This is a genomic window from Aminobacter sp. LjRoot7 (assembly GCF_964252895.1).
GTDB lineage: Bacteria > Pseudomonadota > Alphaproteobacteria > Rhizobiales > Rhizobiaceae > Aminobacter > Aminobacter aminovorans_B.
Window position 1 is genome coordinate 1 of the sequence record NZ_CAXUPX020000023.1, and the last position, 25,562, is coordinate 25,562.

25 protein-coding genes and 1 pseudogene are annotated in these 25,562 nt (G+C 61.8%); 6 read left to right on the forward strand and 20 right to left on the reverse strand.

The window, feature by feature from the left end:
* Positions 1-76: 76 nt before the first annotated feature.
* Together ACSQ3E_RS30335 and ACSQ3E_RS30340 are read left to right on the forward strand one after the other, a co-directional pair.
* Complete coding sequence (locus ACSQ3E_RS30335) at positions 77-427, forward strand: transposase (protein ID WP_095809480.1); 351 nt, start codon at positions 77-79, stop codon at positions 425-427.
* Positions 400-1,224, forward strand: a complete 825-nt coding sequence (locus tag ACSQ3E_RS30340) for an IS3 family transposase (RefSeq protein WP_263008428.1) — start codon at positions 400-402, stop codon at positions 1,222-1,224. Before ACSQ3E_RS30335 ends, ACSQ3E_RS30340 begins: the two co-directional genes overlap by 28 nt.
* A gap of 232 nt (positions 1,225-1,456) precedes the next feature.
* Here ACSQ3E_RS30340 and ACSQ3E_RS30345 read toward each other — a convergent pair whose 3' ends face one another.
* From ACSQ3E_RS30345 to ACSQ3E_RS30370, 6 genes are all read right to left on the reverse strand, one after another.
* Complete coding sequence (locus tag ACSQ3E_RS30345; RefSeq protein ID WP_263008398.1) at positions 1,457-2,995, reverse strand: FAD-dependent oxidoreductase; 1,539 nt, start codon at positions 2,993-2,995, stop codon at positions 1,457-1,459.
* 16 nt (positions 2,996-3,011) lie between these two features.
* On the reverse strand, positions 3,012-3,755 hold the full coding sequence (locus tag ACSQ3E_RS30350) for an ABC transporter permease (protein WP_436125454.1): 744 nt from the start codon (positions 3,753-3,755) through the stop codon (positions 3,012-3,014).
* 58 nt (positions 3,756-3,813) lie between these two features.
* Entirely contained in the window at positions 3,814-4,671 is an 858-nt protein-coding gene (locus tag ACSQ3E_RS30355) for an ABC transporter permease (protein ID WP_263008396.1), read from the reverse strand.
* Positions 4,668-5,753, reverse strand: coding sequence for an ABC transporter ATP-binding protein (locus ACSQ3E_RS30360; RefSeq protein ID WP_263008395.1), 1,086 nt, complete (start codon positions 5,751-5,753; stop codon positions 4,668-4,670). The genes ACSQ3E_RS30355 and ACSQ3E_RS30360 overlap by 4 nt, the downstream gene beginning before the upstream one ends.
* Positions 5,754-5,798: 45 nt before the next feature.
* The gene (locus ACSQ3E_RS30365) at positions 5,799-6,839 is read right to left on the reverse strand and encodes an ABC transporter substrate-binding protein (RefSeq protein ID WP_263008394.1); all 1,041 of its coding nucleotides are present in this window, start codon (positions 6,837-6,839) and stop codon (positions 5,799-5,801) included.
* Between the two features lie 149 nt (positions 6,840-6,988).
* Positions 6,989-8,305: an NAD(P)/FAD-dependent oxidoreductase gene (locus ACSQ3E_RS30370; protein ID WP_263008393.1), complete on the reverse strand. Its 1,317-nt coding sequence runs from the start codon at positions 8,303-8,305 to the stop codon at positions 6,989-6,991.
* A gap of 118 nt (positions 8,306-8,423) precedes the next feature.
* Here ACSQ3E_RS30370 and ACSQ3E_RS30375 point away from each other — a divergent pair, with 118 nt between their 5' ends.
* A complete protein-coding gene (locus ACSQ3E_RS30375) occupies positions 8,424-9,173 on the forward strand; it encodes a FadR/GntR family transcriptional regulator (RefSeq protein WP_263008392.1) in 750 nt (249 codons plus the stop codon).
* On the opposite strand, the gene bhcD is transcribed toward ACSQ3E_RS30375, so the two are convergent.
* The 4 genes from bhcD to bhcA are packed head-to-tail and all read right to left on the reverse strand — an operon-like array spanning position 9,174 to position 13,512.
* On the reverse strand, positions 9,174-10,139 hold the full coding sequence (bhcD, locus tag ACSQ3E_RS30380; protein ID WP_263008391.1) for an iminosuccinate reductase BhcD: 966 nt from the start codon (positions 10,137-10,139) through the stop codon (positions 9,174-9,176).
* Positions 10,140-10,184: 45 nt separating this feature from the next.
* Positions 10,185-11,348, reverse strand: a complete 1,164-nt coding sequence (bhcC, locus tag ACSQ3E_RS30385) for a 3-hydroxy-D-aspartate aldolase BhcC (RefSeq protein WP_263008390.1) — start codon at positions 11,346-11,348, stop codon at positions 10,185-10,187.
* Positions 11,349-11,359: 11 nt separating this feature from the next.
* A complete protein-coding gene (bhcB, locus tag ACSQ3E_RS30390) occupies positions 11,360-12,307 on the reverse strand; it encodes a beta-hydroxyaspartate dehydratase BhcB (RefSeq protein ID WP_263008389.1) in 948 nt (315 codons plus the stop codon).
* A gap of 14 nt (positions 12,308-12,321) precedes the next feature.
* Positions 12,322-13,512 carry an L-aspartate--glyoxylate aminotransferase BhcA gene (gene bhcA / locus ACSQ3E_RS30395; RefSeq protein WP_263008388.1) on the reverse strand — a complete coding sequence of 397 codons (1,191 nt, stop codon included), beginning with the start codon at positions 13,510-13,512 and terminating at the stop codon, positions 12,322-12,324.
* Positions 13,513-13,692: 180 nt separating this feature from the next.
* Between bhcA and bhcR the strand changes: the two genes are divergently transcribed.
* A complete protein-coding gene (gene bhcR / locus ACSQ3E_RS30400) occupies positions 13,693-14,505 on the forward strand; it encodes an HTH-type transcriptional regulator BhcR (RefSeq protein ID WP_263008387.1) in 813 nt (270 codons plus the stop codon).
* Between the two features lie 121 nt (positions 14,506-14,626).
* On the opposite strand, the gene ACSQ3E_RS30405 is transcribed toward bhcR, so the two are convergent.
* Genes ACSQ3E_RS30405 through ACSQ3E_RS30420 form a run of 4 tightly spaced genes read right to left on the reverse strand, consistent with a single transcriptional unit; the run spans position 14,627 to position 19,377 of the window.
* The gene (locus tag ACSQ3E_RS30405) at positions 14,627-15,772 is read right to left on the reverse strand and encodes an iron-containing alcohol dehydrogenase (RefSeq protein WP_263008386.1); all 1,146 of its coding nucleotides are present in this window, start codon (positions 15,770-15,772) and stop codon (positions 14,627-14,629) included.
* Positions 15,769-17,154 carry an aldehyde dehydrogenase family protein gene (locus ACSQ3E_RS30410; RefSeq protein ID WP_263008385.1) on the reverse strand — a complete coding sequence of 462 codons (1,386 nt, stop codon included), beginning with the start codon at positions 17,152-17,154 and terminating at the stop codon, positions 15,769-15,771. The genes ACSQ3E_RS30405 and ACSQ3E_RS30410 overlap by 4 nt, the downstream gene beginning before the upstream one ends.
* A gap of 42 nt (positions 17,155-17,196) precedes the next feature.
* Complete coding sequence (locus ACSQ3E_RS30415) at positions 17,197-18,564, reverse strand: glutamine synthetase family protein (RefSeq protein WP_263008384.1); 1,368 nt, start codon at positions 18,562-18,564, stop codon at positions 17,197-17,199.
* A gap of 45 nt (positions 18,565-18,609) precedes the next feature.
* Positions 18,610-19,377 (reverse strand): N-formylglutamate amidohydrolase, encoded by a 768-nt coding sequence (locus ACSQ3E_RS30420; RefSeq protein WP_263008383.1) that lies wholly within the window; start codon positions 19,375-19,377, stop codon positions 18,610-18,612.
* A gap of 158 nt (positions 19,378-19,535) precedes the next feature.
* Here ACSQ3E_RS30420 and ACSQ3E_RS30425 point away from each other — a divergent pair, with 158 nt between their 5' ends.
* Positions 19,536-20,408 (forward strand): MurR/RpiR family transcriptional regulator, encoded by an 873-nt coding sequence (locus ACSQ3E_RS30425; protein ID WP_263008382.1) that lies wholly within the window; start codon positions 19,536-19,538, stop codon positions 20,406-20,408.
* Positions 20,409-20,421: 13 nt separating this feature from the next.
* Here ACSQ3E_RS30425 and ACSQ3E_RS30430 read toward each other — a convergent pair whose 3' ends face one another.
* Together ACSQ3E_RS30430 and ACSQ3E_RS30435 are read right to left on the reverse strand one after the other, a co-directional pair.
* Positions 20,422-20,745, reverse strand: coding sequence for an FCD domain-containing protein (locus ACSQ3E_RS30430; protein WP_436125455.1), 324 nt, complete (start codon positions 20,743-20,745; stop codon positions 20,422-20,424).
* A gap of 54 nt (positions 20,746-20,799) precedes the next feature.
* Entirely contained in the window at positions 20,800-21,510 is a 711-nt protein-coding gene (locus ACSQ3E_RS30435) for a PfkB family carbohydrate kinase (protein WP_263008381.1), read from the reverse strand.
* A gap of 17 nt (positions 21,511-21,527) precedes the next feature.
* Between ACSQ3E_RS30435 and ACSQ3E_RS30440 the strand changes: the two are divergent.
* A pseudogene (locus ACSQ3E_RS30440) lies at positions 21,528-22,056 on the forward strand (UvrD-helicase domain-containing protein); the annotation flags it as partial.
* 527 nt (positions 22,057-22,583) lie between these two features.
* Here ACSQ3E_RS30440 and ACSQ3E_RS30445 read toward each other — a convergent pair.
* The 4 genes from ACSQ3E_RS30445 to scpB form a co-directional block, all read right to left on the reverse strand.
* Positions 22,584-23,231 carry a GntR family transcriptional regulator gene (locus ACSQ3E_RS30445; RefSeq protein WP_436125456.1) on the reverse strand — a complete coding sequence of 216 codons (648 nt, stop codon included), beginning with the start codon at positions 23,229-23,231 and terminating at the stop codon, positions 22,584-22,586.
* A 12-nt stretch (positions 23,232-23,243) separates the two neighbouring features.
* Positions 23,244-23,981: an aspartate/glutamate racemase family protein gene (locus ACSQ3E_RS30450; protein ID WP_263008379.1), complete on the reverse strand. Its 738-nt coding sequence runs from the start codon at positions 23,979-23,981 to the stop codon at positions 23,244-23,246.
* An 11-nt stretch (positions 23,982-23,992) separates the two neighbouring features.
* Positions 23,993-24,682, reverse strand: coding sequence for an NAD(P)/FAD-dependent oxidoreductase (locus ACSQ3E_RS30455; protein WP_263008378.1), 690 nt, complete (start codon positions 24,680-24,682; stop codon positions 23,993-23,995).
* A gap of 194 nt (positions 24,683-24,876) precedes the next feature.
* Entirely contained in the window at positions 24,877-25,530 is a 654-nt protein-coding gene (gene scpB / locus ACSQ3E_RS30460; RefSeq protein ID WP_436125457.1) for an SMC-Scp complex subunit ScpB, read from the reverse strand.
* Positions 25,531-25,562 lie beyond the last annotated feature (32 nt).

Consider the following 25,562-nt stretch of genomic DNA (forward strand, 5'->3'; position numbering starts at 1 on the left):
TGGAGTGCGCCCCTGAGGGTGGACAGATCGGGATGTGTGGATTGACCAGCCTTCCGGGTTTTCGGAGAGAGAACCCATGGCAAAGCACCGCAGTCACAGCATCGAGTTCAAACGCCAGGTGGCTCAGGAGTTCATCGCCGGCGAGACGCTGCACGGCCTCGCGAAGCATCACGATGTCTCGCGCAACCTGATCCGCATCTGGGTCCGCAAATATGAGCAAGGCGCGTTCGACGATGATGCACAGGCCGCCGATCTGATCCAGGAATACGAAGCCCGGATCGCAGCGCTCGAACGGTTGGTCGGTAAGCAGGCTCTGGAACTGGAGTTTCTAAAGGGGGCTCTCAGAAACGCACCGCGACCGAGAAGCGGGACTACATCCGTCATCACCGGCCCCGCGGCATCAGCGTTGCCGAAGGATGCCGGTTGATGGGAATCGCGCGCTCCACCTACTACGACCGCTCGGAGAAGCCAGCCGACGACACCGCGATCGTCGAGACAATGTTCGCGATCAGCGACGAGTTCGAGTTCTACGGTTATCGCCGCGTCGGCGCTGCGCTGCGTCAGCAAGGCCTCGTCGTGAACCACAAGAAGATCCGGCGCCTGATGCGCGAGCATGATCTGCAGCCCAGGATCAGGCGGCGCTTCGTAGCCACCACCGACAGCGATCATGATGGCCCGTTCTTCCCCAACCTGGCGAAGGAAATCGTTCCGACCGGCCCGAACCAGCTCTGGGTCTCCGACATAACCTATGTCGCGCTGCCGACCCGCTTCGTCTACGTCGCAGTCATTCTCGACGCCTGGTCGCGCATGATCGTCGGCTACGCAATTGGCCGATCGATCGATGCGCGGCTGACGATGGCAGCCTTGAAGGCGGCCATTGAACGGCGCCAGCCGCCGTCCGGCTGCATTCATCATTCCGATCGGGGTTCCCAATACGCTGCGCAAATTTACCGCGAAGCGCTGGAAACAAACGGCCTGACGGGCTCGATGGGCCGCAGAGGCAATCCTTACGACAACGCCGAGGCGGAGAGCTTCATGAAGACGCTGAAGGTCGAGGCGGTCTACCCGATGGCCTTCGAAACCTTCGACGACGTCATTGATCACCTTCCCCGCTTCATCGAGGACGTCTACAACAAACGCAGGCTCCATTCGGCGCTCGGATATCTGAGCCCGCAGCAGTTCGAGGATCAACACATCCGGCAGACTGGCAAATCAGCAGCCTGATATCTGTCCACCCTCAGGGGCGCACTCCATGGTCTGACACATTTTTACGGAGCTGCCCGTAGCGGTGGCTGTAGAAGTTGCGTACGAGTTAGACAGCCGCTTTCTGCGTCGCCACGATTGCGGTTCTTACGCCAGCATCACGAGCGTTACCAATCACTGAATGTTCTCCTCCACCGATGCCAGCAGGCGGAGCTAATGATGCTTTTCCAATCTCTCGACTAGCCCCTATTTATCAAATCTCCACACGGTGGTTGCGCCATACATAGTCGGCGAAGCTGTCCACTTCTGCTTGCCGTCTCTGGTCGGACCAATGCAGGACCCTGCCCATCGCATCGACAATCTTGTCCAGGAACTCCGGCGTCACGGCCTTGTCCCAGAACAGAGGTGTGCGTCGGCAAAGGATATCGACGGCGCTCGTAGCGTGCTCTGCTGTCAGGAAATAGCTAACGGCGCGCTCGATGTCGGCGGTCGACGATGCCGGCGTCAGGGCCGGAGCCTCGCGCGGAGAATAGTTAATCGTCTTGGCGGGACCGGCGGCTCCCAAGACGCCTTTGATCTTCTGCGTGACCCTCCGGGCGGTCTGGCGGTGGTTGACGATGATGCCCCAGGTCACGGCCAAGAGGTTGCGTGCGCCCTGGTCCACCATGTCGTGAAAGATGCTGAACGGCAGCCGCTTGCCCTTCGCACGGTTGGGATCGAAGGTGATCGGACGCGCGCCTGCCCAGGCCATCTCGACCTTGGCATCCTTGATCGGCAAGCCGGGAAGAAGGGCCTGCGCCTCGCGGATGATGAAATCGATGTCTTCGTCCAGGGGAGTCACTTCGTCGGGGTGCCCATCATAGAATGTCTCGGTCGGCCCCAAATAGTGGTACTCGCCCCATGGCAGGCAGAAGATGTGCTCGCCTTCCGAATTCTCACCGGCGATGCCATGGCCGCGGAATTCCTCGGGAAGGCGAATGAGCACATGGACGCCCTTCATCGCGCGGACGCGCGGCGGGATGTTGTCCAGGCCCGGGACCATGCGGTTGGTGCGATCGATCTCGATGCCGGCGAGGTTCAGCACGTAGCGGGCGTCGATCGATGCCTTGTGCTCACTATCGGCAAGCGTGAGCTTCCAGCTTGTCTTGCCGGATTTCTCCAGCTTGACTACCTCGGTATAGTTGCGGATCACCGCGCCCATGTCTTCTGCGTTGAGGCACGCGTCGAGCGCGATGCGCTCCGGCCACCTGAACTGCTGGTCGGTGAAGGCCACGACCGAACGGATGTCGCCCTGGTTGACGAGATGCTTGATGAAGGGATGCGGCGACGCCGCGCCTTTCCAGCGCCGATAGTTGATCGGGCTGCGCCCGCGGTTCATGAGCCGCACGAGGGCTGCGCCGATGTCGACATGCCAGCCGCTGTAGCCAGCATGCTTGTAGATCGGCAGCGCGATGTCCATCGGCCGCAGATAGGCGCGGATCGTGTTGTAGAGCTCGCCCTGCGCAACCGCCATGTCGCTTGCGGTGCGCAGCTTCATCAAAAGGGTTCCCGGCGCGAAAAGGAATTCCGAGACCGATTTTTTCGGTGCGAGGAACCGCAAGCCGCAATGCAGGATGCGTCCCGAACGGCTGGTTGCACCGCTGGCGAAATCGCGCTTCTCAACCAGCAGCACCTTGTAGCCCGAAGCTGCGAGGTGCTGGGCGGCGGAGCATCCGTTTATGCCACCTCCGATGATCGCCACGTCGAAGGATTGCCCATGAAATTGCGTTAGGGCCGAGCGCAGGTTTTCCATCTCTGATTCCAATGCTTCAAGCCAGGCGGCTTGCTTTTCCTTTGTTCATGCGCAGCAGCACGAACATGACGATCACGATCATCACGATCTCGAGCACCGACACGGCGGCGATCGTGGGATCGATCTGCAGGCGGATGTTGTCGAACATCTTCTTGGGCAGAGTGCCGAAGGTGCTCGACAGGAACATCGCCACCACCAGCTCATCGAAGGATGTGATGAAGGCGAGGAACGCCGCCGACAAAAGGCTCGAGCGTATCTGCGGGATGGTGATCCGCCTGATCGCCACCAGCCGGCTTGCGCCCAGGCCGATGGCCGCCGTTTCCTGGTCGATGTCGTATTCCTTCAGCCCGGCGGTGAGCACAATGATCACGAAGGGCAGGCAGAGCACAGTGTGGGCCAGCGCGATGCCGTACCAGGTGCCTACCAGCCCGAGGCTGGAGAACAGCGAGTACATGGACACGGAATAGACTATCGACGGCACGATCATCGGCGCAAGCGCCACCTTCTCGAGCGCACCGGACCACCCTTTCAGTCCACGTGTGATACCCAGCGCGAACAGGAAGCCGAGGGCGACGGACAGGATCGTCGCCACCGTTCCGACCAGTATGCTCAGCAGGGTCGCATCTATCCAGCTCTGCGAACGGAAATAGGTCTCGTACCAGCGAACCGAATAGCTGTCCGGGGGAAAGCGCAGGTAGGAGCCGCCACTGAACGATATCGGCACGACGACGAGAAGCGGCGCGACGAGAAAGAGAAACACGAGCCACGAGAATGCACTGAGGAGCCCTCTGCTCAGCCACTCCGAGGCCTTCAGCCTGCTAAGCGGATGCGACATCGATGCGCCCCCTGACAAACATCCGCGTGGCGAACTTGATGATCAGGAACGTGATCATGACGATGACCATCAGGATCGCGGACAGCGTTCCGGCCATCGCCCAGTTAAGGAACGATCCGGCCTGCTGCTCGATGAGCAGCGCGATCACGGGTACCCGTCCACCGCCCAGCAAGGCGGGCATGATGAATACGCCGAGCGAAAGCACGAGCACCAGGCTGACGCCTGCCAGGACGCCTTGGATGCTCAGCGGCACCAGCACCCGCGTGAAGGTCGAGAAGGCCCCTGCTCCCAGCCCCTTGGCTGCGTCAAAGAGTGAATTGTCGATCTTGGAAACGGAGTTGTAGATCGGCAGCAGCATGTAGGGCAGCAGGATGTGCGTCATGCCGGCTACGACCGCGAACTCGCTATTCGCAAGCCTGATTGGGGCATCTATGATGCCAAGCCAGATCAACATATTGTTGACCGGCCCCTGTCGTCCGAGAAGGACCATCCAGGCGTAGGTTCGGACCAGTTGGCTCGTCCACAATGGAATGAGCACCAAGAAGAGCGCAATCGCCTTTCCGGCCGGCGAAAGCCGCGAAATGTAGATCGCGAGCGGATAGGCAAGGACAAGGTCGACGACCGTGACGATGACGGCGATGCGCAGCGTGTTGAGGAACACCTGCATGGATGTCCCGCTGTTCACGACCTGCGCATAGTTGCCGATGTTCTCCCCCTCGAGCGTGGTAAAGAACAGCAGGAGGATCGGATAGAAGAACAGGAGACCGAGCAGCACGAGGGCTGGACTTACCAGCGCCAGCGAGCTTGTCCGGGCTTTGATCGCCTGGAAGCGCGCGTTCATGCCCGGGCCTCCGTCGCGTCCAGCGGCACGGGGCGGCAGTCCGCCTCGCGAATGCTGAGATAGACTTCCTGGAAAGCCTCGAACATGGTCTCTTCGTCTGCCAGGCAGCGCACCGTCAGCGTGTCGCCGCCATTCACGTCGACCTGGTAGATGGTGAAGCCTCCGACGAAGGTCCGGCTGGCTATCTTGCCCGTGAACTGGTTCGCCGCACCGCCTGCGGCAGGCTCACGTGTGATCCTGACCGCTTCCGGACGAATGAGAACGCGGCCGCTGTTCGAGGGCGATGCCCGCCGCAGCAGCATGCCCGACGGCGTGCGCAGGCCTTCAGGCGTTTCCGTCCCCTCCAGGATGTTCGACTCGCCGATGAACTGCGCCACGGTGATCGATTGGGGATGGTAATAAATCTCGTTCGGCGTCCCGAGCTGCTGTATCGTGCCACGATCGATGACCGCGATACGGTCGCTCATGACGAGGGCTTCTTCCTGGTCGTGCGTGATGAAGATGGTCGTCAGGTTGAGCGAGGCCTGCAGCTGCTTGACCTCCCTCTGCATGGATTCGCGCAAGCGCCTGTCGAGCGCGCTGAAGGGCTCGTCCAGAAGCAACAGCTTCGGCTCGAAGACAACGGCGCGGGCCAGCGCAACGCGCTGCTGCTGGCCGCCCGAGAGTTGTTTGGGGTATCGGTCCCCGAAAGAGTCCAGACGCACGGCTGCGAGCGCTGCCGACGCCTTGTCGGCGGCTTCCCGGCGGGAATGCTTGCGCATCTCCAGAGGGAACATGACGTTTTCCAGCACCGTCAGATGCGGGAACAGCGCATAGTGCTGGAACACCATGCCGATCTCGCGCTTCCCGGCCGAAGCCATGGTCATGTCCCGGCCAAAGATGGCCAGGCGACCGGAATCCGTGGTCACGAACCCCGCTATCAGTCTGAGGAGGGTCGTCTTGCCCGATCCGCTCGGCCCGAGGATCGTGAGAAACTCGCCCGCGCTGACCTCCAGATTGATCGAGGTGAGGGCATCGACGCGGCCGAAGGTCTTCCTGATATTCTCAAGCTTGAGTGCTGAAGTGTTTCGAAGGTCGGGCATAGAACGTCCTGAAAAATTGACCGATAGAGGGGTCTGCGTTCGGTATCAGTTGTGGCTCAGCATCCACTCGGTCCAGCGTTCAGTGACGGCCTGGCCGTTCTTCAGCCACCACTCCTGGTCCATCCAAATCTGCTTCTTGAGGTTGTCGGGATGCAGCGGAAGCAACAGGCGCACGTCTTCGGGAACATATTTCACATGGTCCGGATCCGGACCGGAGAGGCCAAACGCCAGCGCGTATTTGCCCTGGTTCTCCGGCTTCGCCATCGTGGCAAAGAATTTCTGGCCCCATTCCGCGTTCGGCGCGCCCCGCGGGATCGCGTAGGCCGCTGCCTTGAGGACTCCGCCGCCGAATTCCATCTTGATGGGAGCGCCCTTACGGATGGCCGCGTAGAGACGCGAATTCCAGCCCGTGGTCATCACGGCCTCGCCGTCGATCAACTGCTGCGCCTGCTGCGCACCTGTCGTCCACCAGACCGCGACATGCGGATAGATCTCGTCAAGCTTTTTAAAGGCTCGATCGAGGTCGAGCGGGTAGAGCTCGTCCGGCGCTACGCCATCGGCAAGCAATGCGGCTTCGAGATTGTCGATCGGATGGTTGCGCATGGAACGCGGACCGGGGAACGCCTTGACGTCCCAGAACTCTTTCCAGTTCGTGGGGCCGCCATCAGGGAAGGCCTCGGTCGAATAGCCGATCACCGTCGAATAGCTGGAAATCGGATAGAGGTACGGGTTGAGCGTCTGCGGCGGGAATTTCGAACGGTCGACGATCTTGTCGTCGATCGGCTCGAGCAGGTTCATCTCGATCGCGCGCCAGGCGTCCTCGGACTCCACCTCGGTGACGGTATATTCAACGTTACCGCTCTCGACCATTGCGCGCAGGCGGCCGAAATCGGCCGGGCTGGAGTCGACGATCTTGACGCCGGTAGTGGCTTCGAAATCGTTGAAATAGGCCTCTCTCAGCATCGGGCCGTTCTCGCCGCCCGACGTATTGACGACGATGCTCGCCGGCTTTTCCTGAGACATCGACGGCGACGCCCCAAGCATCATGGCCGCAACGGCGGCGACTGCACTTCTAAGATATTTCACTTTCTAACTCCCATTTCAGGTTAAGATATCAATAACTCGAAATAACGTCTCGAATCTTCTCAAGTTTATCTGGCAGAATTTTTATTATTATTGTTAGACGTCTTTCTTTTTTTGTTTCTCCCGCTTGAATCTTCAATCAGCCCGGCGCGCTAGAACCTGTTGGCACGCAGCGGATGAAGGTCGATCGCCGGGGTGTCGCCGCTGATCAGGTCGCATACCAACCGGCCGGTGATTCCAGCGAGCGTCAGCCCTATATGACCGTGACCGAAGGCATAGGCGATCCTGGAATCCGTCGGCGAACGCGAGATCACCGGCAGCGAATCCGGCATGGACGGCCGGAAGCCCAGCCACGTCCTTCCAGCCTCGCCAAGCCCCGGCAGCAGGACGCGGCTCATCTTTTCGATGACGTCCGTGCGCGCCGGGCGCGCCGGCTTCCCAAGCCCGCCCAGTTCCACCGTGCCCGCCGACCGCAGCCCTTCGCCGAGCGGCGTCATGTAGAAGCCATGCTCGGGATAGCAGGTCGGCGCGCTCAGGAGATTTCCGTCGCGCGGAAAAAGGACGTGATATCCACGCTCGGCATCGAGCCGTATCCTGTCGCCGACCGTCCGTGCCAACTGGCGGGACCACGCACCGGCGGCAACGACGACGCGATCCGCCTCCACCGCCCGCCCATCCTGGCACCTTACGGTGAGGCCGCCGTCGCGTGACTCGATTGCGCGCGAAATACTGCGGACGAACCTGCCGCCCTTGCTTTGGAACAAGGAGGCAAGCGCCTGCACGTATCGCAGTGCATCGTCGATCCTGTACGCGTCGTTGAACAGGAGCCCGTTGCTATAGAGCGGAGCCAGATTCGGCTCGCGCTCCATGACGGCCTTCCGGTCCAGCATCTCCATGCGCACGCCTTCTCGCCGCCGCAGGTCGATATCGCGCTGCGCCCGCGCAAAACTGCGCTCGGACCGGTAGAGATAAAGACAGCCGTCTGGCCGCTTCAGGTGCGTCGCCCGCGCCTCTTCGAAAAGAGGGTTATGGCCCGCCTCCGCCAGCCTTATCAACTGGCCAAGCACGCCGACTATGCGCTGAAATTCGCGATGGCTGGACGCCCGAAGGAAATCGACGAGCCAAGGCAAGAGCCGCGGCAGGTCGCCCCAGAAAATCGACAGCGGGCTCGCACGCTTCACGAGCATTCTTGGCACGTCGCTCAAGATCCCGGGCGTACCGACGGGGATGCACGCCCCAAGCGCCACGGTGCAGGCGTTGCCGAAGCTTGCCGCACCCAGGTAGCCGTTGCCGGCAAGCGGCGGTTCCGGATCGAGAATCGTGACCGCATGCCCGGCTCTCTGCAGCCACAAAGCAGACGACAGCCCTACCACGCCCGCGCCGACGAGAACCACGGAGACGCGCTCGGACTGCGGCAACGGCTTGATGGCTGCAAGTTCCGGGACAATTGGATAGGTCGGCGAAGGCACGCGGGACTGTCTTTCCTCTAATCATATGAGTAGATCCATTACTCATATGATTAGAGCTTGTGTCAACCGCAAATTTGATGTGTAGGAGATTGTTCACGCAGCACGTCGGAGTCTCGAAATGCCGGAGCTCGCCCGCAGGCCCTCCCTATTTTCACACACGCTCAACCAGCTCGGCCGACAGATCGTCAGCGGGCACTACGGCGAGAGCGGAATGATCCCGCCGGAGCCAAGACTATGCGAGCAGCTCGGCGCCAGCCGCGGCGTCTTGCGCGAAGTCCTGCGCGTGCTCAGCCAGAAGGGCCTGATTTCGGCGCAACCGAAAGTCGGTATACGCGTCGAGCCCGAACGCAATTGGAACGTCATGGATCTCGACGTTCTCAACTGGCTCTGGGAGTTCGGCCCGCGGACCAGCTACATCCGGGAATTTCTCGAGTTCCGGCTGATCTTCGAGCCGGCGGCCGCCAGCGCGGCGGCCAGGAACGCCACCGAGGCCGATCGCAAGGAGATCCTCGATCTCTACACCATCCTGGCGGAAGAAAGCGACCGTATCTCCGACAGGAGCTCCGACGAACGCGCCCAGGATGCCGACCTGCAGTTTCACCTTGCCGTCTTTCGCGCGTCGCGAAACCGCCTGCTCGTCTATACCGGGACGCTGATCGGCCACATCATGCGCCAACAGATCGCCGTGACGACGTCCACGCCCGGCGTCTTCCGTGATGCGGTGCCGCTGCACCAGCAAATGGCCAAGGCCATTTCCCGGGGCGATCACCCGGAGGCCGAGCGCGCAGCCCGCGACAACGTCATCTGGACGCAGAACGCGCTCGACAGGCTCAATCTCGAACATCAGGCGGCGTTGGCCGGCGAGTAGCTACGCGTCGACTTCGATGGCCGTGCCGCGAGCCAGCGCAAGCTCGACGGCCGCGGACGCCACGGCTAGGTCCTGAAGTCCCACGCCCGTGCCGTCGAACAGCGTTATCTCCTGCGCATCGCGACGCCCAGGATGACCACCGGCGATGACGTCGCCGATCGGCACTATCGCCGCCGTCTCGATCATGCCCAGCCTGAACGCGTGCTGGGCCTCGCCGATGGATGTCGACTGCTCGACCTCGTCCGTGAAGACCGTCGATGCCGCGACGATCTCCGCAGCGAGCTCCTGCTTCCCCCTGGTATCGGTGCCCATGCAGGCCAAGTGCGTGCCGGGCCGTATCATCCCTTCCGCGAGCACTGGGGCGAACGAGGAGGTGATGGTGATGATGACATCGGCCTCCCCGCAAAGCTGCTCTAGGCTCACGGACTGGAACGGCAAACCCTTCTCCCGCGCCACGCTTGCAAGGCGCTCGAGCTTTTCGGGTGTCTTGTTCCAGCCGAGCACCTTTTCGAACGGTCTTTGGTCAAGCGCCGCGCGCAACTGGAACGCCGACTGGTGGCCGGCGCCGACGATACCGAGTACTTTGGAATTCTGTCGCGCCAGGTGCTCGATCGAGACGGCCGAAGCTGCGGCCGTGCGCAATGCCGTCAGCAGATTGCCGCCGACAATGGCACGGCAGCGACCGGTATCGGCGTCGAACAGGAAGATCGTGGACTGATGGTTGGTCAGCCCCTTCTGTGCGTTGTGCGGCCAGTACCCGCCCGACTTCAGGCCGAGCGCCAGACTCTCGCGATCGAATCCTGACTTGAAGCCATAGAGCGCATCGGCATGGCCAATCGCCTCGCGTATCACCGGGAAGTTGCGGGCCGACTTCCTCGCCATGGACTCAAACGTCTGTTCCACCGCCATGAAGCAATCGGCGGCCGACACAAGTCCTGCGATGTCGCGTTCGGGGATGATGATCATGACGCCTCTGCTGCAAAGGATGCCAGGGATTGGCCCTGCATATGATCAATATGCTTTGCCGCGGGCTGATACCGGCCAGAGGGTCTCGACTTTGCCGTTGCGGACGCCGACATACCAGTCGTGCACGTTGCAGGTCGGGTCGCAGTGGCCGGGAACGAGGCGCAGCTTCTCGTTGATCTTCAAGGTGCCGGTCGTGTCCTCGATGACCCCGTGCTCGTCGCTGCACTTGATGTATTTCACATCGTCGCGGCCGTAGACGAAGGGCAGTCCGCTATCGACCGACTGCGCCTTGAGCCCGGCATCGCAGATCGCCTTGTCGGCCTTGGCATGGCTCATCACCGACGTCAGGATGAAGAGCGCGTTTTCCCACTCGCCTTGGTCGATGCGCTTGCCCTCTTTGTCCATGATGCGACCGTAGTCGGCATCCATGAAAGCGTAGGAGCCGCATTGCAGCTCGTTGTAAACGCCTGACTCCGCCTCGAAATAGTAGGAGCCGGTTCCGCCGCCCGAGACCAGCTCGGGCTCGAGGCCCGCTGCTTTCAGACCGGCAACGGCATCCTTCACCTGCGCCACGGCAGCGTCGAGCTTGGCTTTGCGATCCTCATAGCCGTCTATGTGCTGCATGGCGCCCTGATAGGCCTGGATGCCGCTGAACTTGAGGTTCGGCGCGGCAGCGATCGCCTTGGCGATCGTCACCACATCCTCGGTGGTCTTCACGCCGCAGCGACCGGCACCGCAGTCGATCTCGACAAAGCATTCAAGCGTCGTGCCGTGTTTGCGCGCCGCAGCCGACAGGTCGGCGACATTGGCAAGGTCGTCGACGCAGACGATGACGCGCGCGCCGAGTTTTGGCATGCGGGCGAGACGATCGATCTTCGCGGCGTCGCGCACCTGGTTGGAGACGAGGATGTCCTTGATGCCGGCGCGGGCGAAGACCTCGGCCTCGGACACCTTCTGGCAGCAGACGCCGGTGGCGCCGCCCAATTCCATCTGCAGCTTCAGCACGTCGACCGACTTGTGCATCTTGCCGTGGGCGCGATGGCGCATGCCGTGCGCCTTGGCGTAGTCGCCCATCTTCCTGACGTTACGCTCCAGCGCGTCGAGATCGAGGATCAGACAGGGCGTCTGGATATCGGCCTCGTCCATGCCGGGCAGCGCCGGGACATCAAAACCAACCTCGTAGCTGGCAAAATTCGTCGGTGCGTTCATTGAGATTCTCCTCAGTTCCACGGCAGTTTGTCGAGATCGACATTGCCGCCGGTGATGACGACGCCGACGCGCTTGCCGACGAAGGTTTTCGGGTTCTTCAGGATCGTCGCCAGCGGCACGGCGCTGGACGGTTCCATGACGATCTTCAGGCGTTTCCAGATCAGCTTCATGGCCTCGACGATCTCCTCTTCGGAGACGGTCAGGATGTCGGTCACATGCTTCTGGACGAAATGCCAGGTCAGCTCCTTCAGCGGCACCTTGAGCCCGTCGGCAACCGTGTTCGGTGCATCGTCCGCGATGATGTGCCCGGCCTTGAAGCTGCGGTAGGCATCGTCGGCCTGCTCCGGCTCGGCCGCGTAGATGCTTATCCGCGGCGCCAGGCTGGATAGCGTCAGGCAGGTTCCCGACACCATGCCGCCGCCGCCGATGGGAGCGACCACGGCATCGAGCCCATCGACCTGGTCTATCAGTTCAGCCGAGCAGGTCGCCTGCCCCGCAACGACGCGGTGGTCGTTGTAGGGGTGCACGAACTCCGCGCCGGTCTCGGCCACCACCTCGGCAAACACCGCCTCGCGGCTGGAGGTCGACGGCTCGCATTCCACGACGCGGCCGCCATAGCCCATGACGGCGTCCTTCTTGGCCTGCGGCGCGGTGCGCGGCATGACGACCGTGCAGGGGATGCCGCGCTGCTTGGCCGCATAGGACAGGCAGGTGCCGTGGTTGCCGCTGGAATGCGTCGCGACACCCCGCGCCGCCTGTTCGTCCGACAGGCCGAACACGGCATTGCTGGCCCCGCGGGCCTTGAAGGCGCCGGCCTTCTGGAAATTCTCGCACTTGAAGAACAGTTGCGCGCCGGAAAGCTCGTCCAGCATGCGCGAGGTTAGCACCGGGGTGACATGGATATGCGGGGCGATGCGGCTGCGCGCGGCGCGCATGTCTTCCAGCGTGGGGATATACATGGACGCGTCCTCCATCATGCAGCCTTCTGCCGGACATCGCCGGCTCCGAGAAGAAAATGCTGCTGCGCCGCAGCGACGCCGGAACCGAGCCTGATCGGCAAACCGAGGTCGGCCATGGCCATCTCGGCGGCAGCGATACCGGACAGCGCCATAACCTCGGTCAGGCTGCCGAGGTGGCCGATGCGGAACACCTTGCCCGCCAGCTCGCCGAGGCCCGTTCCGAACGAGAGGCCGTAGGCACTGAGGGCGTGCGCGACGATCCTGTTCGCATCGAAACCGTCGGGAACACGGATAGCGCTGACCGTATCGGAATAAAGCTCCGGCCGCATCGCACAGAGGTTCAGCCCCCAGGCATCGACCGCGCGGCGGACACCTTCCGCCATGCGACGGTGGCGGGCGAAGACATTTTCGAGCCCCTCATCGAGCAGCATCTCGGTGGCGGTCTTCAAACCGTTCAGCAAACCGACGGGAGGCGTGTAGGGGAATCCCCCTGCGTGATAGCTGCCGAGCATGACGTGCACGTCGAAGAAGCTGCGCGGCAGCTTCGCCTCGCCGACCGCATCCATCGCCTTCGGCGAAAGGCCGAGGATCGCCAGGCCCGGCGGAAGCATGAACCCCTTCTGCGAGCCTGTTACGGCGACATCGACGCCCCACTCGTCCATGCGGAAATCCATCGATCCGATCGAGCTCACGCCATCGACGAACAGCATGGCGGGATGCCCGGCGACGTCGAGCGCGCCGCGCACGGCGGCGATGTCGGAGCGGACGCCGGTCGCCGTCTCGTTGTGCGTGGCGAGGACGGCCCTGATCTCGTGCGACGTGTCGGCGGCGAGGATTTCCGCGAGGCGGTCGGCCGGAATGCCGTCACCCCATTTTTGGTCCACCACGTCAACATCGAGCCCGTGCCGCCGGCACATGTCGATCCAGCGGTGGCTGAACACGCCGTTGCGGGTCGCCAGCAGCTTGTCGCCGGGCGACAGCGTGTTGGTGATCGCCGCCTCCCAGCCACCCGTACCCGTCGACGGGAAGACGATGATTTCCGCGTGCTCCGACTTCAGGACCCTCTTCACCCCGTCCAAGGCGGGTCGCAATATCCTGGCGAACAGCGGACCGCGGTGGTCGACCGTCGGCATGTCGACGGCCTTCCGCAAGATTTCCGGGATGTTGGTCGGGCCGGGAATGAAAATAGGATTCTGGCTGGTCACGACGACTGATCCTTGCTCGCCAAAACCTCTAGCACACGGCCAAACTCGCGTAAATTTTTTTGAAATGGTTTTTCATTTTAAGGAATGTTGTCAATATATCATGATAAATCAGATACTTATATTTTTTCACTTTGAGAAATTTGATTTCATCGCTATGACATCTCAAACTGGAAATGAGCGATGACAGAACAGGCTGGCAGAAGGCGCGGACGGCCAAAGGGGTCCCAATCGCCCTCCCCGGCCACAGGCATCCAAGCCTTGGATCGCGGCCTCGATGTGCTCGAGGCGCTTGCGACCCATGACGGCATCACCCTGACCGAGCTGTCGGCGCATCTCGGCCAGTCATCGGCCACGATGTATCGCGTTCTGGCGACGCTTGAGCAACGCCGCTACGTCGAGGCGAGCCCGGAGCGCCAGGAATGGTTCGTGGGGCCGGAAGCGTTCAGGCTCGGCTCGGCCTTCGTGCGCCGCACCAACATCGTCGAACGCAGCCGATCGGTTATGCGCGACCTGATGTCGAGGACAGGCGAGACATCAAACCTCGGCATCGAACGCGAAGGCCATGTGCTGTTCGTCAGCCAGGTGGAATCGAACGAGACCATCCGCGCCTATTTTCCGCCCGGCGCCCGGTCACCGCTGCACGCCTCGGGCATCGGCAAGGCTCTGCTGGCCACATTCGATGAAGACAGGCTCGAAGCCTTCATCAAGGGGGCGAATTTTACGCGTTTCACCGACAAGACGATCGCGACTGCCGACAGGCTGCGCGAGGAAATGCACGCTACCCGCCAGCGGGGTTATTCGTTCGACGACGAGGAAAGGACGATCGGCATGCGCTGCGTCGCGGCCTGCATCCTGAACGGCTACTCCGAGGCGGTCGCCGGCATTTCCATCTCCGGACCCACCCCGAGGATGCCGGACGCGCGCATCCGCGAAATCGGCCTGCTCGTCACCGAGGCGGCCCGCGAGATATCAAGGCGCCTGGGCGCAAGTTGACCCGCCGCTGTACTCCGGTCGTTCGATATGCGCAGAACACGGGATGAAGCACTTGCGGGGAACCACTGCCCCCCGGAAGTGCCCTTGGTGCGATATCCGGCTTACGCCGTCGCGGCAGGCTTCAGATGCACTCGGCGAACAGCTTCTTTGCCGCATCCAGCGTGAGTTCGACCGGATTGCCGCCCGCCGTCGGGTCGACGATCGCCATCGCCGCCATCTCCTCGATGCGGTCGGCGCCGACGCCAAGCTGCGCGAGCTTGTTCGGCACGCCGAGCTCTGAACGCAATTCCAGCACGAAGTCGTAGAAGCCGTCGAAGCCGCCGGCGATGCCGAGATAAGCGGCCGCCTGGGCGAGCTTCGCCTCGACAGCGGGTCGGTTGAAGCGCAGCACTGGCGGCATCACCACGGCGTTGGTCATGCCGTGGTGGGTGTTGTAGATCGCGCCGACCGGGTGCGACAGCGAGTGGATCGCGCCGAGGCCCTTCTGGAAGGCGACCGCGCCCATGGCCGCTGCCGACATCATGTGCGAGCGCGCCTCGATGTCGAAGCCGTCCTTGACGGCCCTGGGCAGGTTCTCCTTCACCAGCCGCATGCCTTCGAGCGCGATGCCTTGGCTCATTGGATGGTAGAAGGGCGACGAGTAGGCCTCCAGGCAGTGCGCGAAGGCGTCCATGCCGGTGCCGACCGTGATGGCCTTCGGCATGCCGACCGTCAGCTCTGGGTCGCAGATGGTGACCGCAGGCAGGAACTTCGGATGGAAAATCACCTTCTTGGTGTGGGTGTCCGAGTTGGTGATCACCGAGGCGCGGCCGACTTCCGAGCCGGTTCCCGCAGTGGTCGGCACGGCGACGATCGGCGCGATGCCCTGGACCGACGCGCGCGTCCACCAGTCGCCGATGTCCTCGAAGTCCCAGACCGGCCGCCTCTGGCCGACCATGAAGGCGACCGCCTTGCCGAGGTCGAGGCCCGAGCCGCCGCCGAACGCCACGACGCCGTCATGGCCGCCGTCGCGGAACGCCTTCACACCAGCGTCGAGGTTCTTCTCGTTCGGGTTGGGGTCGACATCGGCGAAGATCGCGCGGCCGAGGCCGGCTGCATCGAGGATGTCGAGCGCGTTCTGGGTGATCGGCATGGGCGCCAGGCCGCGATCCGTCACCAGCAGCGGCCGCTTCATGCCGACCGCCTTGCAGTGGTCGGCGAGTTCCTTGACGCGGCCGGCGCCGAACTTGACGGCGGTCGGATAGCTCCAGTTGGCGGTGATGCTCATGCTGTGACCTTCTTGAGATGGTAGGATTTGGGGCGCGTCAGGTTCTGGAAGCCGATGACCGACAGGGAGCCGCCGCGTCCCGTGCTCTTGACGCCGGTCCAGCAGAGCGCGGGATCGAGATAGTCGGCACGGTTCATGAAGACGGTGCCTGTCTCGACCTCGGCGCCGATACGGGCGGCGCGTTCCGGGTCCTTCGTCCAGAGCGACGCGGTGAGGCCGAACTCGCTGTCGTTCATCAGCTCGAGCGCCTGCTCGTCGCCCGAGACCTTCATGATGCCGACGACCGGGCCGAAGGATTCGTCGCGCATCACCCGCATCGAGTGGTCGACATTGGTGAGAATCTGCGGCGCGAGATAGGCGCCGCCATCATCCTGCGGGAACTTCGCCGCATCGACGACCGCGTTGGCGCCGGCGGCGATCGCCTCGCCGACCTGCGCGCGCACCTCGGCAGCGAAGCGCTTGTTGGCCATGGGCCCGAGCGTCGTCTCCGGGTCGAGCGGATTGCCGAGCTTGAGGTTCGCCACCCAGGCGGCGGACTTCTCCACGAAGTCGTCATAGAGGGATTCGTGGACATAGACGCGCTCGATGCCGCAGCAGCACTGGCCGGAGTTGAACATCGCGCCGTCCATCAGCGTGTCGACCGCGGCGTCGAGGTCGGCGTCCTCCATGACGTAGCCGGGGTCCTTGCCGCCGAGTTCCAGACCGAGACCTACGAAGGTGCCGGCGGCGGCCCGCTCGATCGAGCGGCCACCCTCGACCGAACCGGTGAAGTTGATGAAGTCGAAGCTCCGCGCCTGGATCAGGGCGGAGGTCGTCTCGTGATCGAGGAACAGGTTCACGAAGACATCCTCGGGCACGCCCGCCTCGACGAAGGCGCGCACCATGCGCTCGCCGACCAGCAGGCTCTGCGTGGCATGCTTGATGACCACCGTGTTGCCGGCCATCAGTGCCGGCGCGACCGTGTTGATCGCCGTCATGTAGGGGTAGTTCCACGGCGCGATGACCAGCACGACGCCATGCGGCTCGCGCAGGATCTGGCGCGTGAAGGAGGCGCTGTCCTCCGCCACGATCGGCGCCAGTGCGTCTGCCGCGATCGACGCGACATAGTTGGAACGCTCGTTGAAGCCGCGGAACTCGCCGCCGTACTTCACCGGGCGGCCGATCATGTGGGCGAGCTCGGGCACAACCTCGTCGACCATCTCGTTCAGCCGGGCAACGCCGGCCATCACAAGCTTGACGCGCCTGTCGAGCGGCTGCCTCGCCCAGTCCTTCTGCGCGGCGCGTGACCGGGCGACCGCGGAGCTTGCGTCATCGAACGACTGCGCCGGCCGTTCGGCGTAGACCGATCCGTCGATGGGCGAGACACACCTCAGAATAGTCACGATCTTACTCCTGCCGTCATTTCGGAATGCCTTGTCGCTGCCCTAGCAGCCTTCGAAGCCGCGGGCGATTTCCCAGTCGGAGATCAGCTTGTCGGCGACCTCCTGTTCCCAGCGCGCCGCGCGGACATAGTGGTCGACCACCTCGTCGCCGAAGGCCTTGCGCAGCATCTCCGACTCGTCGAGCGCGACCGTGGCATCGCGCAGCGTGCGCGGGATCTCGCGCACCTCCTTCCCGCCATAGGCGTCGCCGACGAAGGGCGCCTCGAGCGGCAGCTCGCGCTCTATGCCGTCGATGCCGGCGGCGATCAGGGCAGCCATCGCGAGATAGGGATTGAGGTCGGAGCCGCCGACGCGGCATTCGATGCGGATGCCCTTGGTGCCCTCGCCGCAGAGGCGGTAGCCGGCGGTGCGGTTGTCGCGGCTCCACACGGCCTTGGTCGGCGCGAAGGTGCCGGCGACGAAGCGCTTGTAGGAATTGATATAGGGCGCCAGGAACGCGGTGGTCTCGGAAGCATGCGCGAGCAGGCCGGCGACATAGTGCTTCATCAGCGGCGACATGCCGTATTCATCGTTCTGGTCGAGGAAACGCGGCGTCTTGCCGTCGAGGCTCCACAGCGACTGGTGGATGTGCGACGAGCTGCCGGCAGCCTTGGCGTTCCACTTGGCCAGGAAGGTGATCGACTTGCCGCGCGACCAGGCGATCTCCTTGCAGGCGTTCTTGATGATGACGTGGCGGTCGGCCATGGTCAGCGCGTCGGCATAGCGGACATTGACCTCGCCCTGCCCCGCCGAGGCCTCGCCCTTGGTATTCTCGACCGGGATGCCGGCGCCCTGCAGGCCGTTGCGGATGGCGCGCATCACATCCTCTTCCTTGGTCGTCTGGAAGATGTGGTAATCGGCGTTGTAGGCGCTGAACGTGCGGAGGTCGCGGTAGCCGAGCTGCTGCGCCTCCTCGTAGCTCTGGTCGAAGAGGAAGAATTCGAGCTCGGTCGCCATGAAGGCCTTCAGGCCCATCGCCTCCAGCCGCGCGACCTGCTTCTTGAGGATGGCGCGCGGCGAATGCGCGACTTCCTCATGCGTGTGGTGGTCGACGATGTCGCAGAGCACCAGTGCGGTCGCCTCGAGCCAGGGCACGCGCCGCAGCGTCGACAGGTCGGGCCTCACGACATAGTCGCCGTAGCCGGCTTCCCAGCTCGTCGCCTTGTAGCCTGGCACCGTCTCCATCTCGAAGTCGGTCGCCAGCAGGTAGTTGCAGCTGTGGGTCTCCTCGTAGCCGTTGTCGATGAAGAACTGGGCGTGGAAGCGCTTGCCCATCAGCCGCCCCTGCATGTCGACCTGGCAGGCAAGCACGGTGTCGATGCGCCCCGCGAGGACATCGGCCTTCAGCTCTTCGAATGAATATCCGGACATGTTTTATCCTTGCTGGCTGATCGATCCGCGAACGGATCGCTGTGACTATGGATTTTCCGCGTCGAGCGAAGAAATCAGGGCGCTCAGGAGATGCTTTTCCACTTGCGCCCGGGATGTCTCGTCGGCGAGCAAATCATTGCGCACCTCGATCATGACATTCTGCAGCCCGTTGCGCACGCCGTGCTCGACAAGCGTGTGGGTCACGCCGTCTTCCGGCCCGTACGGATCGTTGCGCCGCGCCACGAAGCCGGACGTGCGCTCAAGCGAGGAGATCACCCGGTCGGCGAAGCGTGGATCGCTGTCGTGGAGTATGCCGATTTCCGTCTCACGCCGCACGCCGTTGAACACGGGGGTGAAGCTGTGGATCGTCACCAGCACGCAAGGCTGGCCGGCGGCCTTGCGGCGCGCGATCTCCTGCGCCACGGTCGCCTGGAACGGTCGGTAGATGCCGTCGACGCGCGCCTGCTTCTCCTCGGCGGTGGCAGAAATGTTGCCCGGTATGTCGAAGATCTCGCTCTGCTTCGGTATGGCGCTGTCGGATTCGGGCGAACGGTTGCAGTCATAGGCGAGGCGCGAAAAGCGCTGGTGGATCAGGCTGGCATTAAGTTTGCCCGACAGGAACAGCGACAGGTCGAGCGCGCCCGGATCCCAGGCGATGTGGCTGGACAAAAGGTCTTCCGACAAGCCGAGGTCGCCGAGACCAAGCGGTATCGCCTTCGACGCATGCTCGCAGACCATCAGGACGGGCGAACGACCTTCCGGGCGCTCGATGGCGACCGGGCTCCCCTCATCGGCGGCAAGGATCGTGCTCAAAGTTTCACCTGCTTTTGTTCTCTCTGAAATTAATCGTTCAGAATTTGGACGCTGTCAAACGCCTTTTGAAAATTTCTCTTCAGTCGTCATCCGACGCGTTACATGCCGCGCGTGGTTGGTGGTAAGGTGGCTGGTGGATACGGGAGGATGACGCGCGCTTGAGCACATATACGACAGTCCAAGACATCATCCGGTCGAGCTTCGAGCAACTGACGCCGTCCGAGCGGCAACTGGCGACCGCGCTCACCTCGCACTATCCGATGTCGGCCCTGGGGTCGATCACGGCCATCGCCGGGCAGGCCGGCGTTTCGACGCCGACCGTAGTGCGCATGGTGCGCAAGCTCGGCTTCAAGGGCTTTCCGGATTTTCAGGCGCATATCCACGACGAGCTGGAAAGCACCCTTTCCAACCCGATCACCAAGCACGACCGCTGGGCCAACGACGCGCCGGATGCCCATATCCTCAACCGCTTCGCCGAAGCCACGATCGCCAACCTCCGCGAGACCCTGTCGGGCATCAGGACCAGCGATTTCGACCGCGCACGCGACCTGCTGAAGGACCAACGCAACCATGTCTACATCGTCGGCGGGCGCATCACGAAGTCGCTCGCGGAATATCTCTTCACCCACTGCCAAGTGATCCGCCCGAACGTGACGCTGATCGCGCCGACGCCGAGCACATGGCCGCACTACGCGCTGAACATGAAGGCGGGCGACGTGCTGGTGATCTTCGACATCCGCCGCTACGAGCGCGAGAGCGAGACGCTAAACCGTATCGCGGCCGAACGAGGCGTGCGTACGTTGCTCTTCACCGACAGGTGGAAGTCCCCGATCGCCAAGACTGCAACGGTTGTTTTCCGCGTCGAGACCGAAGTCCCTTCCGCATGGGATTCGTCGGTCGTCACGATGTTCGTCGTCGAGGCACTTATCGAGGCCATCCAGAGTTCGGCGTGGAAGACCACTCGCGGCCGAATGAAAGATCTCGAAGGGCTGCTGGAAACAAGCCAGTTGTTTCGCAAGCCGCGCATATAACCTCAAATGGCGCTCACCGTCGGTCAATTTGCCTGACCTGGACATCCGCGATCGAGAGCGTCCAATTCATATGCATGCGATTGATTATGCAAATCCTGTCAATTATGCTTGCGTACTGACTTCTTGAGATATCGTTATTTGCGGCCCTAACAATCTGCACATGAAAATCTATGAAACGCTCGTTCAACGAAAAGTAGCTCTCTAGTGCCACGTCGATTCGGGAATAGTTTTCGACGCTCTCCTGAATGAGGTTCAGCTCCTCATCCGTGGCTCGTTCGACGCAAAGACGTACGGCACATTTTTCAAGAGCCTTGCGAATCAGATAGGTATCGATCACCTCGGCACGGGTAAACCGCAGCCAGGCTAGGTCGGTTGCGAAATGTGCGTGGGATTACGCTACCTTGGGCGCAGCGACATGAGCAGCCGCTGCGCGGTTCGCAATTTTAAGGCTTTCGCAGAACGCCGCGTCGCCGGCTAAAGCGTAAGCAAGTGTTCCAACGAACACGTCTCCCGCACCGTGTGTGCTAACAAGTGTCACGGGAAGTGCCGGTATCAAAATTGCAGGCGCGCCCTCGGTTACTCCGACCACGCCGTCACCCCCTACAGTAGCCACAACCGTCTCAAATTGTTTGGCGAGAAGCTCGGCTGCGTCGCGGGCAGACGCTAGGTCGCTTACCGACAAACCGCTGAGCTGCTCCGCCTCGATTGCGTTCACTACCAGCACGTCAATCAGCGCTTTGAATTCCGCCGACAACGGCCTAAACGGAGCCGCATTAAGACAAACCTTTGCGCCAACCGACCTTGCCGCGCGTGCGGCGGCAATATTCATCGCCTCCGGCATTTCGTTCTGCAGGACCAGTATACGCGAATCCTTCCAGAGGGCGGCATCCGTAAGTTGTGACTGGTCCGCATGGAGATTGGCGCCGGAGACGATGACAGCGCCATAGTCGCCTTCATCATCGGAGATTGCTACGCTCATCCCCGAGCGCGTCTCAGGTAATACCGCAATGTGGCTAATATTCACGTCGTTGCCTTTGAGCATCGCAAGCAGGAACCTGCCGAAGTCGTCGTCGCCGACCGCTGTCAATCGGCGTGCAAACATTGCACGCCGGTTCACACGATGGAGGCCTTTCCGCTTCTGAGATCGCTGCGAGACTCGGGGCGCCGTTCGAGGTCGTGGCGCAGCAGTTGTTCGATGCCTTGCTGTTGCCACCGGTGCCGCCCACACCGGCGGCAACGCATGTCGGGCGGCCGCTCAATCCGCTGCAAGCAGCGGCGTCGGAGCATCGCGGGGAAGCCTATCTGCTCGAAGCGGGTCCTGGCACCCGAAAGACCCAGACGTTGATCGCGCGTGTCGGAGGCCTTCTGGAAGAGGGTATCGATCCCAGGCGTATCTTGCTCCTAACCTTCTCGAACAAGGCGGCGGGTGAGATGGCCGAAAGGATCGCGCAAGCGGCCCGAGGCGGCGGCCGCGATGTGGATCGGCACGTTCCATGCCTTCGGCCTCGATATCATCCGTCGCTTCCATGCGGAGCTCGGCCTGTCGAAAGACCCGCGGATGATGGATAGGACCGAGGCGGTCGAGCTCCTCGAGGAGGAGTTTCCGCGGCTGAGCCTCGCGCACTACCGCAACCTCTATGATCCTGTCGTTTGGCCTTTAATTGCAAGAATGCGCCGGTTTTGTTCAGGATTGGCATCTAATTGCGAGAATCCTTGCTGCAAGATTCTCAAATTAAGTGCATCTGCGATGAAGCTTTCCACTTACGAGTTCGACCTATCATGCTTTCTGCGGCGTCAGTGAACCGGACCTTGTTGTCACCCATCATGTGACCACGCAGCATTCGGAGCATCTCCGGTCCAGCACGCTTGCTGGCGTCGTCATCGTTCGACGTTCCCGGCTCTGGTCCATCTCTTCTTTGCAATGGCCACCCGCGACCGGATGAAAGACCTCGTAGGGCTGCTGGAGACGAGCCAGCTCTTCCGCAAGCCGCGCGTATAGTGACCCGCAGGACACTCGCTACACTGGTCGAGCACAGTCAGGCAGCCGAAACATACCTTATCAAAATCTCGGCGCGCGGGACTTATGATGAGCCCGAAATGGTTGGTCATCTGCGCTTCATAGAAGTGTTCCACTTTGGGGATTGGACGAAATACGCTCACACCCCTCCCCAAGGCTTATTCTATTGATACCTCAAGATGCTTGATAATTCGTTTAAAAGACGAGTTAATCAATGCCTCAGCCAGAAAAGCGTTTCTATCTATAACGGCATCGATTATATTCAGATGCCTAATCATTACGTCATTTATGGATAAACTTTGATTCATATGCATTCTGTTTATTATTCTTATTCTATCCACTATACCACCATATTGGCTCAACAGCAAATTGTTATTTGAACATTTAACCAGTTGAGAATGAAAGTCTATAAATTTTTCATTTAAAGAAAAGTAACTTTCTGCATTTGTATCTATATGTACATAGCTTTCAACACTCTCACGAATACTAACGAGGTCCGCAGCGTCAGCGCGTTCGACGCATAAGCGCACGGCACATTTCTCGAGAGCCTCACGCACCAGATAGGTATCGATCACCTCGGCGAGCGTGAAGCGCTTGACCTGGACCCCTTTGCTCGCGCGTTCGACAAGGCCATCCTGTTGCAGCTTCAGGATCGCGTCGCGTATCGGGGTGCGGCTGATCTTGAATTTCTCCGCGAGGAATTCCTCGGTCAGGAGCGCGCCGGGCGGAAAGGTGAAGTCGATGATGTTCCTTTTGAACGCGTGATAGGCAGTATCCTTTTTCGCGTTCGACGCTTCCTGGTCCATTTCACCCCCGAGTCAGTAACGACCGCTGTATATCTTCGGCATCACCGCGGCAGCGACGTGATTTATCATCGTCACAAAATCGAAAACCGGTCTACCGGTGTGGCGATGAATTGCAGCCGCGTACGGCGGCATATTGGAACACTCCAGAAGAAATGCACCGATGTCTGGATGACCGGCAAGCATATGGTCCACGGTCGCCAACATTTCTCGTTCGATCGCGTCGCTGTCCAGCGTATCGGTCTCGTCCAGCATAGGCCCACGGAAGTTGGGCATCCGCTCCATGCCCGCGACATGGATTTTCACCGGCTGATTTGGATAGGCGCGGGCAAGCAAGTCTTCGGTCAGCCGTTCCTTGTTGGCGCAAAGCAGTCCGATCGACTGCTTCGGTCCCAGCAGCGATCCTATGAACGGAAGCTGTAGCAGGCTGGACAGCATGACCGGGATGGATACGGCTTCAGCGACGAGTTCCTGAAAGTGCATCATGTAGCCGCAATCGCTTGTGATCGCTGCGACGCCCGACGCCTCCAAGGCCCGTGCCGTCTCGACCACCCTGTCTGTCAGCGACAGGTCGCCCTCGTCGATGAGACGCGTGAGCGTGACGTCCGGTACCGTTTTATAGAGCACCGGATAGTCATAGGTGTAGGCGTTGCCGACGTCGCCGGGAATGAAAGGCGTCCGGCAGTCGATAAGCAAAATCCCGATATCGTGGCCATAGCACTCGGCCTCGCGACGCACTTTATAGATCGGCATGCAACTCTCCCTTAATATCGATTTGGTCGTAGAGGGCCTGGATCAATCGGCGGCGTATCGCCGTTCACCAGATCGCACACGATCCTTCCCGTAATGCCGGCCAGCGTCAGCCCGATATGACCGTGCCCAAAGGCATAGACGACGTCCGGTCGCGTGATGGACTTGCCAATGACAGGTATGGAATCGGGCATCGAGGGCCGAAAGCCGAGCCAGTCAGAGGTCTTGTGCCCGAGCGCAGGCAGAAAGAACCGCGCGGTCCGCTCGATCACGGCGGCGCGCACGTTGCGGAAAGGCTTGTCCAGTCCACCGAGTTCGACCGTTCCAGCGGCACGCAGGCCGTGGGAAAGCGGAACCATGTAGAAGCCCGCCGATGGATAGCAGGTCGGCGAATGCAGCAGGGAACGCTCGGTCGCGAACTCGACATGGTAGCCGCGTTCCGTCTCGAGGCGTATCCGCTCGCCAATCTGCGCCGCCAGTTCCGCCGACCAGGCGCCGCCGGCAACGACGACGCGATCGGGATGCAGCATGGTTTCATCCAGGGCGACCGCGACGCGTGACCCCCCGCCTATAAGGCGGGCCTCGCCCCTTATGAAGCGACCGCCCCGAGCGGCAATGGCATCGGCGAGACCCCGCATGAGCATGTCGTACTGCATGCGCTGGCGAAGTGGTGAAACGGGTGCATCGGTCGACGGGGTAGCCATGGCGACTTCCTCTCGTTGAAGGGAACTCCATGGTCGGCTCTCCCGCCGCTACCTGTTCAATGGCTACGTATACTAAGCCATCTCGGGGCAAGGCGAGCTCCCGCGAAGCGGGTTCGTGCATGGGGCGCATTGCGGACGGGCAGCTATGGGGGCCGTGTATGGACGCAGATAAGGCGAGAGCACAGCCAACATATTCAAAGCCTCTTGTCTTCGCCGTCTTCGGCCTTATCACCTTCTCCGCCTATCAGGCTGACCGGAATATCGCCCGCGAGCAGCTTTTCCTTAAATAGCAGTCCGGCGTCTTCAAGCGCCTCGAAATCCGGCAGGTCGCGCAGCGTGTCGAGCCCGAACTCGAGCAGGAACTCTTTTGTCGTCACATAGGTGTAAGGCGCACCCAGTGTCGGGCTGCGCGGCCCTGAAGTGATCAGCTTTGCGCCGCGCAGATGGCCGATCAGGTCGCGCGACACTTCCTTGCCGAAGAAGGACGAAAGTTCCCCGCGGGTGATAGGCTGGAAGTAGGCGATGCACATCAGCGCCAGCACTTCCGACTGCGTCAGGTTGGTGGCCTTCTCACCGCCGCCGACCGCCGTACGGATGGCATCGGCATAGGCTGGCCGGGTCAGATGTTTCCAGCCACCGGCGACGGCGACCAGGTCATAGGGCCGGCCGCGCAGTTCTTCCCGGATGTCGTCGATCAGCAGGTCGATACTGCAATTCTTGCCCACGATCTTCGCCAGCGTCTCACGCGCGACCGGTTCGCTCGCAGCGAAGATTGTTGCTTCGACGCGGTTCATCCACTCTCGCCACCGCACCTCCGGCGGCAGATGATCCAGCTCGCGGTCGAACAAATAGTCATTTGATCGACTATCGTCTGACCGGC

Bases quoted from the DNA above. Each gene is read 5' to 3' on its own strand.
- ACSQ3E_RS30335 (WP_095809480.1), top strand. From the start codon at position 77: ATGGCAAAGCACCGCAGTCACAGCATCGAGTTCAAACGCCAGGTGGCT.
- ACSQ3E_RS30345 (WP_263008398.1), bottom strand. From the start codon at position 2,995: ATGGAAAACCTGCGCTCGGCCCTAACGCAATTTCATGGGCAATCCTTC.
- ACSQ3E_RS30355 (WP_263008396.1), bottom strand. From the start codon at position 4,671: ATGAACGCGCGCTTCCAGGCGATCAAAGCCCGGACAAGCTCGCTGGCG.
- ACSQ3E_RS30360 (WP_263008395.1), bottom strand. From the start codon at position 5,753: ATGCCCGACCTTCGAAACACTTCAGCACTCAAGCTTGAGAATATCAGG.
- ACSQ3E_RS30375 (WP_263008392.1), top strand. From the start codon at position 8,424: ATGCCGGAGCTCGCCCGCAGGCCCTCCCTATTTTCACACACGCTCAAC.
- bhcD (WP_263008391.1), bottom strand. From the start codon at position 10,139: ATGATCATCATCCCCGAACGCGACATCGCAGGACTTGTGTCGGCCGCC.
- bhcC (WP_263008390.1), bottom strand. From the start codon at position 11,348: ATGAACGCACCGACGAATTTTGCCAGCTACGAGGTTGGTTTTGATGTC.
- bhcB (WP_263008389.1), bottom strand. From the start codon at position 12,307: ATGTATATCCCCACGCTGGAAGACATGCGCGCCGCGCGCAGCCGCATC.
- bhcR (WP_263008387.1), top strand. From the start codon at position 13,693: ATGACAGAACAGGCTGGCAGAAGGCGCGGACGGCCAAAGGGGTCCCAA.
- ACSQ3E_RS30405 (WP_263008386.1), bottom strand. From the start codon at position 15,772: ATGAGCATCACCGCCAACTGGAGCTATCCGACCGCCGTCAAGTTCGGC.
- ACSQ3E_RS30415 (WP_263008384.1), bottom strand. From the start codon at position 18,564: ATGTCCGGATATTCATTCGAAGAGCTGAAGGCCGATGTCCTCGCGGGG.
- ACSQ3E_RS30435 (WP_263008381.1), bottom strand. From the start codon at position 21,510: ATGTTTGCACGCCGATTGACAGCGGTCGGCGACGACGACTTCGGCAGG.
- ACSQ3E_RS30445 (WP_436125456.1), bottom strand. From the start codon at position 23,231: ATGGACCAGGAAGCGTCGAACGCGAAAAAGGATACTGCCTATCACGCG.
- ACSQ3E_RS30450 (WP_263008379.1), bottom strand. From the start codon at position 23,981: ATGCCGATCTATAAAGTGCGTCGCGAGGCCGAGTGCTATGGCCACGAT.
- ACSQ3E_RS30455 (WP_263008378.1), bottom strand. From the start codon at position 24,682: ATGGCTACCCCGTCGACCGATGCACCCGTTTCACCACTTCGCCAGCGC.